This window comes from Frischella perrara, assembly GCF_000807275.1.
Lineage (GTDB): Bacteria > Pseudomonadota > Gammaproteobacteria > Enterobacterales > Orbaceae > Frischella > Frischella perrara.
Genome location: NZ_CP009056.1, coordinates 2,144,310 through 2,156,478, shown reverse-complemented (window position 1 = coordinate 2,156,478; position 12,169 = coordinate 2,144,310). Strand labels below are relative to the sequence as shown.

Sequence of the window (12,169 nt, the reverse complement as noted above, 5' to 3'; positions counted from 1 at the left end):
ATGTCTTTTTGGATTAGTAGCGATATAAATATCATAATCGCCTTTATCAGTAAATATATTAATTGGTTGAATATATTTTTCAGATATTAATCACTTTGAGAGCCTTTTCTAAATATAAAGCAAATCGCTCGTTAGTTTTATATTTCATGCGTCGCTTTATCAAATTGCAGTACTATTTTTTTATTATTCCAATATCTTTTTAATATTTTTATGATTTGTGGCTATAAAAATATTCCAATTAATCATTTCTAAAATTTATTTTGGGAATTATAGTGTATATATGTAATTTCAATTTATGGCGATTAGCAGAGTTTATTTATCCATAATTATTAAAGACACTATTTAATCGTGGCTAATCTACACAATAATCAAAAGTATTTAAATTATTTCAGCAAGGATATTAATCATGTCATATCAGCAAGCAGAGATTGTAAATTTAAAAGAAGAGATGATCGAGTGGCGTCATCATCTTCATAGTTATCCAGAAACAGCGTTTGAAGAATATAACACAACAAAATTTATTATTGAAAAATTGCGATCTTTTGGTATTGATGAGCTTTATACTGATTTTGCACCAACCGGTGTTGTCGGTATTATTAAAGGTCAACAACCTGGTAAGTGGATTGGGCTACGGGCTGATATAGATGCATTAGATATATTGGAAAATAATGACGCGGAGTATTGCTCGAAAATTAAAGGCAAAATGCATGGCTGTGGACATGATGGGCATACGGCTATTTTACTTGGTACGGCTAAGTATTTAGCAGCTCATCGCGATTTCTCTGGAACGGTGGTCGTTATTTTTCAACCTGCCGAAGAAAATGAAGGTGGGGGAAGGGTGATGGTTGAAAAAGGATTGTTTGATCGTTTTCCTATTGAAGCAGTATATGCATTACATAATCAGCCTAATATGGCTTTTGGTGAGTTTTATATTCGTAAAGGTCCATTAATGGCAGCTTATGATGTATTTGAGATTAAAATTGTTGGTAAAGGCTCTCATGCTGCTGCTCCACATAATGGTTATGATACGATCGTTACAGCTAGTCAAATTGTTACATCTTTACAGACAATAGCGAGTCGTAATATCAATCCAATTGATTCAATTGTAGTCAGCGTAACACAGTTTCATAGTGGAGATACATGGAATGTTTTACCTCAAGAAGCGATAATTCGAGGAACTGTCAGAACTTTTAAACCATCTGTACAGGATCTAGCTGAACAACGTATTAAAGAAATTGCTCATGGTATCGCTGGTGCTTTTCATGCAACAGCTCAAGTCGATTACCAACGACGTTACCCGGCTACGGTTAATCACGCTGATGCGACAGATATGGCTATTGAGGCAGCTAAAATGATTGTTGGTGATGAAAAAGTACATTGTGACGCACGACCAGCAATGGGATCTGAGGACTTTGCATTTATGCTACAAGTAAAAAAAGGTGCTTATATTTGGTTAGGCACAGGCGAAGGTGCGAATTTACATCATCCACAATTTGATTTTAATGATGAGATTCTAACGACAGGTGTAGCTTATTTTGTTCAGTTGGTAAAAAATCAATTAGCTTGAATTAAAATGATCATTGATCTTTAACAGATTTCTTTAACAGATTAAAGCCAATCTATGATTAGATTGGCTTTGATTTATGGCTTTCAGACATTAATTTAGAACACGCCTATTACTACACCCAGTGAAGCAATGGCAGTTAGTATTAAAATGACTTTAGTTGCGGTCATTTGTTTGGCTGAAATTAACCACCATGCCAGAATAACCATACTTAATGGTAAAATGTTCGGGAAAATACCATCCAATACTTCTTGTAATGGTCGGATCGCATCGCCCATTGGTATTTCTAATTTAGTATTTAAAACTATATTGCCTGCTGCAAGACCACCAACGACCATAATACCTAAGATATTAAATGCATCAGTAATTCGTTTTACATTATCACCAATGATTTTATCTATTGCCGTCAAGCCGAGTCGATAACCATTGAAGAAACTAAGGTAAGAAATTAACGGACCTAAAATACCATAGGCAACAATATAAAAAATAGGACCCACAGCACTACCATGCGCAGACATACCCATAGCAATTGAAAGTAAAACTGGGACGATGATACCTTGAATTAAAGAATCACCAATACCCGCTAATGGTCCCATCAAAGTTGCTTTAATATTGACGGGTAATTCTTCTGGTACATCTTTTCCTAATGCAATCTCTTCTTCCATTGAAGCAACGATTCCATTAATAATCTGACCTGTTTGGGGTTCAGTATTATAAAACATGGAATGACGTATTAATAAGCGTCTTTTAGCTTCTGGATCGTCTTTATAATATTTTTCAACAAATGGGATATAGGAAAATGCCCAAGCATGAGCTTGTAGTTTTTCATAACTCATTGATGAGAGATGTGTAAATCCCCAACGATACCAAATCTGACGTAATTCTTTTTTAGATAATCTTGATTTTTCATTGTGCTTATCCATATTGATTCACCTCTTAGAACAAATCTTCATCTTCAAAAACGCCATTTGAGGCCACTGTATTATTTGTGGTTGTTTCTTGCGCGCTTGTTGTACTAGGTCGTGCGCTAGCGACATAATATAAATAAGCGACTAAAGCAGAAATAAACACGATTGCAATCATACTTAATTGGGCAAAGGCTAATAATACAAAACCAGCGAAGAAGAAAATAAGTTGAATTTTTGACTTAATAACAATGTTCATTAGCATTGCAATACCCAGAGCAGGTAACACACCGCCTAAAACGGAGATAATGTGGGTAATGACTTCTGGGACACTTTTCAGTAACCATTCAACAAGATTAGCACCGAAATAAATCGCCAAAAAGATAGGTACGGCACGAATTAGAAATGTTGTTATTTGTGGGTAAATTAAATGATTAAGCATAATACCGCGGGTGTCATTATTTTCAGCAGCTAATTGGGCTCGATTATTCCAAAATGAATATAATGCCATGCGAGTATTATAGAAGATTAAACCAAATGTCTGTCCTAATAATACTGATAATGTTACAGCGACAGCTGGGTCTTTAGTGGTGGCAAGGGCTAAACCAATCCCACCATATGCCGCATAAGTGATCTCACTATTTGTTGCACCGCCGGTAGATAAATTAGCAATAAAAACAGCTTGTACGGCAAGTCCACAGGCTACCCCAGCTTGAATATCACCAAATGCAATACCAACTAATAATCCGGCAACTAAAGGTCGACCAACAACATAAAATCCACCAGACATACCAAATAACCAAGGGGACTCTATAGCGCCTAAATAGCAAAATATACTGGTAAGTAATGCTGAAATAAAAAGGGTCATTTCCATAATATTTACCTCATTGACAGTTTATGCTGCATCATATTTTTTCTTCATCACATCCCAACTTTTTGGATCATCATCGGGGAGGAGTTGAAATTCAATATTGACCCCTTTACTTTGGATATAATCAAAAGCTTGATAGTCTTTTTCATCTATTGCCACTGTTCTGCCAATTACTTTTGCACCAGCACGAGTATTCATACAACCGACATTGAGTGTTTTACCAATATTAGCCCCCGCTTCCAATAGTTTGGCAAAAGTTTGCGGTGAATCACTTATAAGGAAGAAGTTTTTAGCCGAATCAATACCTTGTTGGATTTTTTCGACTCCTTGCGCTACGGTGTAAATTCCTATTTTAAGATTTCCCGCGGCTGCTTTGAGTACGCGTTTACGTAATTCATCGGCAGCGATGTTATCGCCTACAACTAAAATACCATCAACAGGTCTAACCTTTGACCAACGAGTGGTAATTTGTCCATGAATTACTCGATCATCTATGCGCGTAAGTGTAATTGCCATAATTTGCTTCTCCACCTGTTAAACTAAAAAATAGGTTCTTGAATATCATCATCATTTAAGGATGCTACAGATATGGATGATTGACCTGTTTGTAGCGCTAATTGAACTAATGAATTGAGATCTGTTTCGGTTTCTGCTGCACTGCCAACTTCAATTAAAATAGGTAAGTTAAAACCAGCGACTATTTGAATTTTATTAGGGTTGGCTAAGGCATATCGAAAAGCTTCGTTGTAAGGTGTACCGCCGACTAAATCACATAATACTAAAACAGGTTCATTTTGCGTTAAATGATCCAATGTGTGTGTTAATCTCTGGCTAAAATCAGTAATGCCTTTATCGTCCAGTTTTACGGGAGTAAAAATGTCGATATTCCCAGCAATCATCTGGTAGCTTTTTAAGATACCTTCGCATAATTCACCGTGTGAAGTTATAACGATTTTCATTATTGCTCCTTCAGTCATAACACGATATGTGATTTATATATTTACATAATAAATTTACTATCAACAAGCGATAAAAAATAATTTTATTATAAATAAGATCACTATCACATTTTGTAGCGATAATTTATTGACAATAAATGACACGTTAATATTATATGTAATTACATATTAAGTATGGGAGGTAATATGACTAGTTACACACTACACCAATTATCACAATTGATTGATCATACGAATTTGAAACCTGATGCAACCCCAAAATCAATGGCAATACTCTGTGAAGAGGCTAAACATTATCAATTTAAGATGGTTGCGATTAATCAAGTTCAGTCTGAGCTTTGTGCGAAATTATTAAAACAAACACCTGTTGATATAGGAGCAGCTATTGCTTTTCCATTAGGGCAAGTTACTAAAGAAGTTAAGTGTTTTGAAACAAAAAATGCGATTGAAAATGGTGCAACGGAAATCGATTATGTTATTAATATCACAGAATTGAAAGCAGGTAATTTGGCTTATATTGAAGATGAGATGTTAAAGATAGTTACTATTTGTCGACAACATAATGTTGTATCAAAAGTTATTTTTGAGAATTGTTATCTCACTAATGATGAGAAAATTGCTTTATGTAAAATAGCCAGTAAAGTTAAACCTGATTTTATTAAAACCTCAACAGGTTTTGGTCCTTCGGGAGCCACCTTAGAGGATGTTGCGTTGATGAAAAAGCATGTTGATCCAAGTGTCAAAGTGAAAGCTGCCGGTGGTATTCGGGATGCTGAGACGTTTAAAAAAATGATTGCTGCTGGCGCTCAACGCATTGGTACGAGCGCCGGTGTTAAAATCATTTATCAGCTTAAACAAGAATTATTAGATACCGGCAAGGACACGATCGAGATTGATTAGTTTTTTAGTGAACTTGGCAATTATCACTCGTTAGTGTTAATTATTATAATTGACATAATAAAGACTAACAGACTAGTTCGATTATGACTATTAACTCATATACCTTGATGGTAATTCATTTAGGTCAGTTTTTGCTTAACTAAGCCTTATGGTTAAGTTCAAAGACAAATGAGTTAATATCACCTCGATACTTCGAAATGGAATATTCAATAGGTATATTATGTTTAGTAAATGCAGTGGAATGAAAATAAAAAATCGGATCCTCTTCATCGATATCTAAAAGATGAGCGGTAGTTTCATCTGCTTTTAATACATCAAGTTTACGGCGAATTTTTAATATAGGAAATTGCATTTTTTCTAATACGGCATAAAGTCTCTCTGTCGTAAAATCGATATCAAGTAAATTAGGTAATAATGCGTAAGGTAAATAGGCTGTTGCAAGTACAACGGGCTTATTGCCCACATAGCGTAATCGAACCAATTTATAAACGTCATCATTTTCATTAAGATTTAATTGAGAGGCGATTTCATTATTAGCTTTAGTAATTTTAAATGCCAGTACGTGTGTTACTGGCGTTAAACCTTTACGATTCATCTCTGAATCATAACTTTCAATAACATGAGTAAATTCTTGATTAATTTTGCGTAGGCGAACTATTGTGCCACGTTTTTTACGTCGTTCTAGGTAACCTTCATTGACCAAAGATTGTATAGCTTGTCTGACAGTCGGTCGACTGACTTGATAGATTTCAGTTAATTCATGTTCTTTAGGTATTAATTGACCTTCTTTATATTCTCCCGAATCAATTCGTTTAAGTAGATCTTGTTGGATAAATAGATGTCGGGGAACTTTATTCGTACTTTGCATAAAATAAATTAACATATTAAGATGATGTTATTACATAATAAGTTAAACTAATAATTGTGTAAATTATTAATTCAGCCAATGTTTTGTAATTATGCAATATTATCGAAATAAAGTTACAAACTTATAAGTTTATGCTTATTTTATAAATAATTATAAATTGTTATAACCTCAATCAATAAATAGATTACACAACTATAGCTAAGCAAAAAATGGTCACATTTTGATTAAGAAACGCTTAAATGTTGCTTTGTAATAAATCATTACATATCGTTTTTTATCACGATCATCTTAATAGTGTTTAATTTAATGATGTTTAACTAAACTTTTTAAGATATTAACTTGTTGATCACAATCATTTAAGGCCGGTATATAACTAAAATTTTGTCCACCATTTTGCATAAATAACTCTCGATTTTCGATATTGATTTCGTATAGCGTTTCAATACAATCGACGGCAAATCCCGGACAAATTACGGCAACGGATTTACCTTGTTTGGCAATGTCAATGAGTACGTTACTGGTGTTGGGTTCAGTCCATTTACCTTTTCCAAAACGTGATTGATAGCTATGCATAATTTTCAGGTTAGGGTAGCATTTAGCTAGTTTTTCTTGTAATAACTGACTGGTAAGTAAACAACGCTCTATATAATTATCTCGACGTTTTTTTATATATCGGAGCGGAATACCATGATAAGAGAGCAATAAGATATCAGGTTGATTGATACAGATATGTTGATCAATATGTTGGGCTAGTGCTTCTATATAATTCGTATTGTCAGCATAATCACGCACAAAATTGAAAATAGGTGGATTTTGCCAATTACTGGTAATGGTCTTTATTTTATCAATTACCGCTTGGGTAGTTGTCGTAGAATATTGAGGATATAAACTAATAATATCAATATGATTGTAATATTTCATTAGATTCAATGTCGCAGCTAACTCTGGTTCGCCGTAAGTCATCGCTAATTTACAATCTAAATAGGGACAAACCTTATTTAACTTTTGGCAAAGTTGTTCACTATAATAGAGGAGAGGTGACTGATTATTTAACCAGATAGACTGGTAGTGTTGAGTAATATATTTCAAGCGATTGGGGATCACAATTCCATATAAAATGGGAAGCCAAATTAATGCATTGAGATCAACAACATGCCGATCACTTAAAAATTCACCAAGATAACTTTTTATTGAAGATGGTGTTGTTTGTGTTGGTGTACCCAAATTGACGAGTAATAAGCCACGTGTTTCTATCATTGATGTTTAACCCCTATTGAACTGATGGTATTATCAATTACATTGAGTAATCGTTGAAGTGCACCTTGATTTTGTTTTAATACGGCAAAAGAGTTGTCACCCATTGACTGACGTAATTGCTTGTCAGTTAATAACTTATCAATCTTATCAGCTAGACTTTGTTGAGTCGATTCGGTAATCCATAGACCTTTAGCATCTATCAGTTGTTGGCAAATAATTTTAAAATTATAAGTATATTGCCCCATGATGATCGGTAAATGATGTAGTGCAGGTTCTAACGGATTATGCCCACCTCGTTCAACCATGCTACCACCAACGAATACGATATCGGCTAATCCATACAATATCATTAACTCACCCATCGTGTCCCCCAATATGACTTGTGTTTGAGGAGTGGGTATTAAATGTTCACTACGTAATTGGTAAGTCAATCCATAATCGTTAATTCGTTTCTCTACGTTGATGAATCGTTCTGGATGGCGAGGTACTAAGATTAATAATAAATCGGGATATTTTTTTAATAACATTTGATGAGCCATGATGATAATATCATCTTCACCATAATGTGTACTAGCTGCAATCCAGATTGGTCTTTGTGTTTGCCATTGAGATTTGAGTTTGGCAATGGCTTGCTGCTGACATTCATTAAGATTAATATCAAACTTAATACTACCCGTTATAGTTAAATGTGATTTAGGCAATCCCAAGTTGATAAATCTTTGTCCATCATCTTGATTTTGTACCGCAATGTGCGTGATTTTGATTAACAATCGTTGCATTGTTTTTCTTAATCTAGCATAACCTCGAGCGGAACGTTCTGATAAGCGAGCATTGGCAATGATTAATGGAATTTTGCGTTTATATAGGATGGTGATCAAATTAGGCCATAATTCTGTTTCCATAATGATCACTATTTTGGGTTGTAATATGTTTAAAAAGCGTTTTGTCGCTCCTGGTAAATCATAAGGTAAATAAACATGACTGACGCTATCGCCGAATGATTTTATTACTTGCTTTGAACCGGTGGGCGTCATTGTTGTTACCGTAATTGGTAATTGTGGATAACGTTTTTGTAATTGTTTTATTAATGGAATAGCAGCAATGGTTTCACCTACTGAAACACAGTGCACTAAAATTCCATGAGGTTTAACTTTACCTTGGCAAAAACCATATCTTTCTAACCATCTTTTACGATAATCAGGAGCTTTACGACTTCGCCATATTAGTCTTAACCATATTAGAGGTTGGATAATATAGAATAAACAAGTGTAGGCAATGATCATATCGCTTAGTCTTTAAAAAAATGAGTACGGTAATACGCTAATTCAGAAATTGAATCTTTGATATCATCAAGTGCTTGATGTGTTCCTTTTTTAGTTAGTTCAGTTAAAATTTCAGGTTTCCATCGACGCGCTAGTTCTTTAATAGTGCTGACATCTAAATAGCGGTAATGAAAATATTTTTCTAATTTAGGCATGTAGTTGAATAGAAAGCGTCGATCCTGACCAATAGTATTTCCACAAATAGGCGAACAATTTTCAGGTACCCATTGCGAAATAAAGTCGATCGTTTGTTGTTCGGCTTGTTGTTCCGAAATATTACTGAGTTTAACGCGATTTAATAATCCCGTACTGGTATGAGTATTTACATTCCAATCATCCATTAGCGCTAATTGTGATTCAGGTTGAGAAATAGCCAAAACAGGTCCTTCAGCTAAAATGTTAAGATCTGAATCTGTAATAATAGTGGCAATTTCGATAATACGATCACGGTTAGGATCAAGCCCTGTCATTTCTAGGTCAATCCATATTAGATTATTTTTATTTAATTGTGGGTTCATAAGTGTATCTAGATTAATTAAGTCATTAAGTTGCTATTTTTAATTATATTATCACTTTTTGTTAAAAATATGATTAATTAATCTGAATTGTATTGTTATTATTTGTTTTTTGATTCTAAAATGTATGTTTATTAAAGTTTTCAATAAAAATTAAACCAACTATTACTTCTTCATTTGTTGCATATAGTCTTAATAGCTATAGAGGGTTATAATAAAATATTATTAATTATATTTTTCTAGATTGTGATTAACTAATTTTACATATAGTAATGAGGCTTTGTGGCAAAAAATCGATTATCCAAAATTCAGCAACGTCGGGTTAATGCTAAACATGACAAACGGTTGCAGAAAAGAGTTGAACAATATGATGAAAATCTTTTTCTTAATCCTGAAGAAGGTACGGTAATTAGTCGGTATGGTAAAATCGCCGATGTTGAAGATTCAGCACAGCAAGTTTATCGTTGCAATATTCGTCGTACTCTTGCTTCAATTGTAACTGGTGATCGGGTTATTTGGCGTAAAAGTAAAGACGAGCAGACCAACGGTGTCATTGAAGCTGTTCATCCTCGTACTTCTGAACTTGTTCGCCCCGATTTCTATGATGGTATCAAACCTGTTGCGGCAAATATTGACCAGATTATGATTATTTCAGCCGTGTTACCAGAGTTATCCTTGAATATTATTGATCGCTATCTTGTCGCTTGTGCGGTGACAGATATTGAGCCAGTTATCGTACTTAATAAAATTGACTTGCTAGATGAATCTCAACAACAGGATGTGTTCAAACACTTAGATTATTATCGTCATTTAGGATATCAGGTATTGTATATTTCGTGTAAACAACAGCAAGGATTAGATGAATTAAGATGTATGTTACAGAATAAAACGTCAATTTTGGTTGGGCAATCAGGAGTTGGAAAATCGAGTTTAATACATCAATTGTTACCTCAAATTTCTCAACAAGTTAATGTTGGTGAAATATCTGAAATTTCAGGTTTAGGTCAACACACAACAACAACAACACGTCTTTATCATTTACCCAGTGGGGGGAATATCATTGATTCTCCAGGTATTCGTGAGTTCGGTTTATGGCACTTAGAACCTACACAAATAATGCAAGGCTTTAAAGAATTCTACGATTATTTAGGTGATTGCCAATTTCGTGATTGTAATCACTCAACTGATAAAAATTGCGGTTTACAAAATGCAGTATTAAATGGAAAAATAGCGAGCTGGCGTTTGGAAAACTATCATCGCATTTTACAGACAATGCAAGACGTTAAATTAAAAACAAATAAATCCTTTAAGTTTTAATTTTTTATCAATTGAAACATAAAAAACCGCAAGTTCTGATGCTTGCGGTTTTGGTTAAATAAGATTAATTTTGACTTGTTTTTAGCCCTATACCAAGCACAACATAAGTCCAGCCTTGAAATATTAGATCTATACCTAAAAACATACCTAATATCCATAAACTATTACCCGGCCAACCAAACAGAATGATAACCCCTAATAATAAGGTCATAATACCTGAAAATAACCACCAGCCCCAGTAGGGTAAATGGCGATTAGTAAACGCGCCAATAATTTGTATTACACCATTTGCTGTGAATAGAAAGGCTATAACTAAAGTGATGGCTGTTGAAGCTAAAATTGGCTGAATAAAAGTGGCTATACCTGCAATAATGTATAAAACGCCCATTATTGCCCATAAGGTAGTCTGACCAAATCCTTTAATTCGAAAAGAGTGCACACTCAGTGCCAAGCCAGCGATGACGAGTAAAAAACCAATAAAATAAATTGAAAAGACAGTCGCAAAAAATTGATAGGTTAGAGCGAAAATACCAAAAATAATCAAAAGTATACCGATAGCAATAAACCATCCCCAATTACTTTTAAATTGCAGTGAGATATTTGTCAGATTTTGAGTTGATCGCGTCATAAAAACACCTATATGATATGTTGATTCATATCGTGATTTTACGCCTAATTTATAATATATCTATGATTTTTTTATATTTTTTACGTGTACAAATGTGACAGTAGCATTGATTTAGTTATCGCTACTGTCTTGATAGTTTGTTAAAGGAGTGGCTAAAATTGTATATATCAATGATTAGGATTTCGTATCATTAATTATTTTAGAACGTAGTACGCGTTTTATAGGTTTTTTATTTAGCATATTAATATAGCGACTAGGCCAAATTTCTTGCGGTTTGACTCCTAATGCGTTTGATATGATCAACTCTCCTTTAGTCCATGGTCTTACCAATGCATTGTTTAATGTTGTTGAACTCAAACCTGATTGACGCGATAACTCTGAAAGAGTCAAACCTTGTTTTTTGAGAGCTGCTATAATATCAGCACTATGCCAGTCTTGTAAGCAATTTTCCATAGGTCTTTTCCTTATTTTCTATCTATGTTATTCTCTATTTTTATTACTAGTTTTAGTAAGTATTTTTGTTTATATGTATTGGTGAATTAAGTTACTTACTATTTTATTGTAACATATTTTCTTAAAAGTTTAATATTTTTCTTTATTTTCTAAAAGTGGGCAAGGAAATGGCAAAACAATGGTTTTCATCAAAAGATTTGATAAAAATTGAAGGGTTACCTTCAACTCCACAAGGGATTAATCGTAAAGCACGAGTTGAAGGTTGGAAAAGTCGTAAACGTAGTGGAATTCAAGGTAAAGCTGTAGAATATCACATTGATAGTTTTCCAGATTTTGTAAAATCTACATTACAAGTTAAAGAGAAATCAAGGGATTATAAGATCGATGATTTAGAACCATTACAACTTTGGATTTCGGCATTTAATGTGTTAAAAGAAGAGCAAAAAGAATTTATTAAAAATTGGTTAATTCATGATGGTGTTAATGGATTAATCAGTGTAATTGAACAACAAATGATTTCTAAAAAATAATAATAGTATTTTATGTGTAGTCACTGATTAATGTTTTCATAATAAAACGGTTATATATTTCAGTTAAATAATAGCATTTT

The 12,169-nt window shown here is 33.7% G+C and carries 14 protein-coding genes; 4 read left to right on the top strand and 10 right to left on the bottom strand.

The annotated features are described in order from the left end of the window. Positions 1 to 406: 406 nt before the first annotated feature. Entirely contained in the window at positions 407 to 1,567 is a 1,161-nt protein-coding gene (locus tag FPB0191_RS09365) for a M20 aminoacylase family protein (RefSeq protein ID WP_052236910.1), read from the top strand. A 95-nt stretch (positions 1,568 to 1,662) separates the two neighbouring features. Here FPB0191_RS09365 and FPB0191_RS09360 read toward each other — a convergent pair whose 3' ends face one another. Genes FPB0191_RS09360 through FPB0191_RS09345 form a run of 4 tightly spaced genes read right to left on the bottom strand, consistent with a single transcriptional unit; the run spans position 1,663 to position 4,299 of the window. Further along, positions 1,663 to 2,487, bottom strand: a complete 825-nt coding sequence (locus FPB0191_RS09360; protein ID WP_039105591.1) for a PTS system mannose/fructose/sorbose family transporter subunit IID — start codon at positions 2,485 to 2,487, stop codon at positions 1,663 to 1,665. Between the two features lie 13 nt (positions 2,488 to 2,500). Continuing rightward, positions 2,501 to 3,343 carry a PTS mannose/fructose/sorbose/N-acetylgalactosamine transporter subunit IIC gene (locus FPB0191_RS09355; protein WP_039105588.1) on the bottom strand — a complete coding sequence of 281 codons (843 nt, stop codon included), beginning with the start codon at positions 3,341 to 3,343 and terminating at the stop codon, positions 2,501 to 2,503. A 21-nt stretch (positions 3,344 to 3,364) separates the two neighbouring features. Further along, complete coding sequence (locus tag FPB0191_RS09350) at positions 3,365 to 3,856, bottom strand: PTS sugar transporter subunit IIB (protein ID WP_039105586.1); 492 nt, start codon at positions 3,854 to 3,856, stop codon at positions 3,365 to 3,367. Positions 3,857 to 3,879: 23 nt separating this feature from the next. After that, positions 3,880 to 4,299, bottom strand: a complete 420-nt coding sequence (locus tag FPB0191_RS09345; RefSeq protein WP_039105583.1) for a PTS sugar transporter subunit IIA — start codon at positions 4,297 to 4,299, stop codon at positions 3,880 to 3,882. A gap of 186 nt (positions 4,300 to 4,485) precedes the next feature. On the opposite strand from FPB0191_RS09345, the gene deoC reads away from it, so the two are divergent. Then, positions 4,486 to 5,199: a deoxyribose-phosphate aldolase gene (deoC, locus tag FPB0191_RS09340; RefSeq protein ID WP_039105581.1), complete on the top strand. Its 714-nt coding sequence runs from the start codon at positions 4,486 to 4,488 to the stop codon at positions 5,197 to 5,199. Positions 5,200 to 5,338: 139 nt separating this feature from the next. On the opposite strand, the gene FPB0191_RS09335 is transcribed toward deoC, so the two are convergent. The 4 genes from FPB0191_RS09335 to orn form a co-directional block, all read right to left on the bottom strand. Next, positions 5,339 to 6,067 (bottom strand): GntR family transcriptional regulator, encoded by a 729-nt coding sequence (locus FPB0191_RS09335; protein WP_039105576.1) that lies wholly within the window; start codon positions 6,065 to 6,067, stop codon positions 5,339 to 5,341. 303 nt (positions 6,068 to 6,370) lie between these two features. After that, positions 6,371 to 7,324, bottom strand: coding sequence for a ferrochelatase (gene hemH, locus FPB0191_RS09330; RefSeq protein WP_039105574.1), 954 nt, complete (start codon positions 7,322 to 7,324; stop codon positions 6,371 to 6,373). After that, positions 7,321 to 8,607 carry a lipid IV(A) 3-deoxy-D-manno-octulosonic acid transferase gene (waaA, locus tag FPB0191_RS09325; protein WP_039105573.1) on the bottom strand — a complete coding sequence of 429 codons (1,287 nt, stop codon included), beginning with the start codon at positions 8,605 to 8,607 and terminating at the stop codon, positions 7,321 to 7,323. Before waaA ends, hemH begins: the two co-directional genes overlap by 4 nt. Before the next feature lie 5 nt (positions 8,608 to 8,612). Next, positions 8,613 to 9,164 (bottom strand): oligoribonuclease, encoded by a 552-nt coding sequence (orn, locus tag FPB0191_RS09320; RefSeq protein ID WP_039105572.1) that lies wholly within the window; start codon positions 9,162 to 9,164, stop codon positions 8,613 to 8,615. 279 nt (positions 9,165 to 9,443) lie between these two features. Here orn and rsgA point away from each other — a divergent pair, with 279 nt between their 5' ends. Then, positions 9,444 to 10,478, top strand: a complete 1,035-nt coding sequence (gene rsgA, locus FPB0191_RS09315) for a small ribosomal subunit biogenesis GTPase RsgA (protein WP_039105571.1) — start codon at positions 9,444 to 9,446, stop codon at positions 10,476 to 10,478. Positions 10,479 to 10,542: 64 nt separating this feature from the next. Here the strand turns inward: rsgA and FPB0191_RS09310 are convergent, their stop codons facing one another. Further along, positions 10,543 to 11,106: an HdeD family acid-resistance protein gene (locus FPB0191_RS09310; protein WP_039105570.1), complete on the bottom strand. Its 564-nt coding sequence runs from the start codon at positions 11,104 to 11,106 to the stop codon at positions 10,543 to 10,545. A 174-nt stretch (positions 11,107 to 11,280) separates the two neighbouring features. Continuing rightward, the gene (locus tag FPB0191_RS09305) at positions 11,281 to 11,559 is read right to left on the bottom strand and encodes a helix-turn-helix domain-containing protein (protein WP_039105568.1); all 279 of its coding nucleotides are present in this window, start codon (positions 11,557 to 11,559) and stop codon (positions 11,281 to 11,283) included. Between the two features lie 167 nt (positions 11,560 to 11,726). On the opposite strand from FPB0191_RS09305, the gene FPB0191_RS09300 reads away from it, so the two are divergent. Then, positions 11,727 to 12,089 (top strand): DNA-binding protein, encoded by a 363-nt coding sequence (locus FPB0191_RS09300; protein WP_039105564.1) that lies wholly within the window; start codon positions 11,727 to 11,729, stop codon positions 12,087 to 12,089. Positions 12,090 to 12,169: the final 80 nt, after the last annotated feature.